The 2520-nt window shown below is 66.3% G+C and carries 1 protein-coding gene; it reads left to right on the forward strand.

Translation table 11 applies throughout. From position 1 onward, the window contains the following. On the forward strand, positions 1 to 2520 hold a 2520-nt coding region (locus AC4ELH_RS30015), incomplete at both ends, for a condensation domain-containing protein (protein ID WP_498888443.1).

Consider the following 2520-nt stretch of genomic DNA (forward strand, 5'->3'; position numbering starts at 1 on the left):
ATCTACGCCCAGGTCCTCGGGTTGGAACGGGTCGGCATCGACGACTCCTTCTTCGACCTCGGCGGCGACAGCATTCTCGCGATGCGGGTGGTCGCCGCAGTCAATACCGATTTGGATGCCGGACTGGCGGTACGCACGTTGTTCGACGCGCCGACGGTCGCGCAGTTGGCACCGCATGTCGGCGAGGATTCGGACCGGCGTGCACCCTTGGCTGCGGCCGAGCGTCCTGCCCTGGTCCCGTTGTCCTTCGCACAGAACCGGATGTGGTTCCTCAATCGGTTCGAGGACGGCGCGTCGACTTACAACATGCCGATCGCGTTCCGGATCAACGGCGCGTTGGATGTCGACGCGCTCGATGCGGCGCTCGATGACGTGATCACCCGTCACGAGTCGCTGCGCACGGTGTTCCCCGCCATCGACGGTGTGCCCTCACAAAAGGTTCTGCCTGCCGAACCGGGGCTGTGGCGGCGCGGGGGCCCGGCGATGGTGCCGGTGACGGAAGACAATCTGATCGGCGAGCTGATCTCGCTGGCGGGCTACACCTTCGACCTGGCCGGTGAGATTCCGATCCGGGCCCAGATCTACTCCGTCGGCCCCGAACAGTACGTCCTGGGAATCGTCCTGCATCACATCGCCTTCGACGGATGGTCGATGGCACCCATGGCCCGGGATGTAGGCGAGGCCTATCGGTCGCGGAACCTCGGTCAGGAACCCGATTGGACACCACTGCCTGTCCAGTACGCCGACTACACCTTGTGGCAGCAGGACTGGCTGGGGTCGGAAACTGATCCCGACAGCGTGCTCGCCAACCAGCTGGGATATTGGCGGCGGGAACTCGCGGACCTGCCCGAGGTCGTTTCGCTTCCCGCAGATCGGCCGCGTCCTCCCGTGCCGAGCTACCGCGGCGACGCGGTCGACCTGCGTATCGACCCCGAGTCATGGGCCGGACTCAAGGCCGTGGCGGCCGCGCACAACGCGACCGTATCGATGGTGTTGCAGGCCGCGATGGCCGTGGCGCTGCACCGCGCCGGTGTCGGTGAGGACATCGCACTGGGCACCCCGATCGCCGGACGGATGGACCAGGCGCTAGATGAGCTGGTCGGCTTCTTCGTCAACACCTGGGTGCTCCGCGTCGGCGTTGACTCCGCGTCGCAGTTCAGCGACGTGCTCGACCAGGTGCGGCAGAAGGCGCTGGATGCCTACGCCAACCAGGATGTGCCGTTCGAGCTCCTGGTCGAGCGGCTCAACCCGACCCGGTCCACCTCGCACCATCCGCTGTTCCAGGTCGCCTTGGCCTTCCAGAACAATGTGCGCCCCGAGATCCAGCTCGACGAGCTCGACGTCGAACCGGTGTCCGCCGACATCCGTACCGCCCGTTTCGACCTCGAATTCGACCTGCGTGAACTGTCCAGCGGGGATGCGAGTGCACTGTTCGATCTGCACGCAGTGCCGCCCGAAGGCCGCGGTGCGCTGATGGCGGCAGGCACGGTCGCCTATGCCACCGATCTGTATGACCGATCCAGTGTCGAGCGCTTGGTGGGTTGGTTCGGTCGCGTCGTCGAGGCCGTGGTTGCCGACTCATCGGTGGTCGTCGGTGAGGTCGGCCTGCTGGATCTCGACGAGCAAGATCTGTTGCTGCACAAGTGGTCCGGCGCAGAGGTAAGCCGCCCGGTGGGATTGGCCCCGGAGTTGCTGGCTGCAGCGGTGGCTGCGAATCCAGAGGCCGTTGCGGTGGTAGATGGCGCCCGCGAGCTGTCTTATCGAGAGTTGGATGAAGCCTCCAACCGATTGGCCCGGGCGTTGATCGAGGCCGGGGTGGGTCCTGAGCGCGCCGTCGGTGTGGCGATGGGTCGCTGCGCGGACTTGGTGATCGCGTGGTGGGCGGTGCTCAAGGCCGGCGGAGTGTACGTACCGGTTGATCCGGGCCATCCGGCCGAACGGGTTTCCACGGTGCTGGACGCCGCCGAGGCCGTCTGCGTCCTCACCTGTGGCACCGGTGCGGTCGAGGGGACCGGTAGCCGCCTGGTGGTTCCGCTCGATGTCGTTGATCTGTCAGTACACAGCGGCGATCCTGTGACGGATTCGGATCGGCTGTCGCCCTTGAGCATTGACGATGCGGCATATGTGATCTTCACGTCGGGATCCACCGGGACTCCGAAGGGTGTGGCGATCAGCCATGCCGGTGTTCTGGGAGTGGCTGCAGCTCATCGTGAGTTGTTCGGTGTGACGCCGGGGGCTCGGGTGCTGATGGTGGCCGCGCCGACGTTCGATGCCTCGGTCTTCGAATGGTTATGGGCGGTGTCCTCGGGTGCGGCACTGGTGGTTGCCCCGCCGGATTCCTACGCCGGCGACGCATTGGCCGAGGTACTGGCGGGACAGCGCGTCGATGCGGCATTGATCACCCCGACGGTTCTGGCGACGCTGGACCCGGCCCAGATCGATGGGCTGGACACGCTGGTGACCGGTGGCGAGGCGTGCCCGGCTGAGTTGGTGGCCGCGTGGGCCCCCGGGCGGCGGATG

The organism is Mycobacterium shunyiense, from assembly GCF_058270075.1.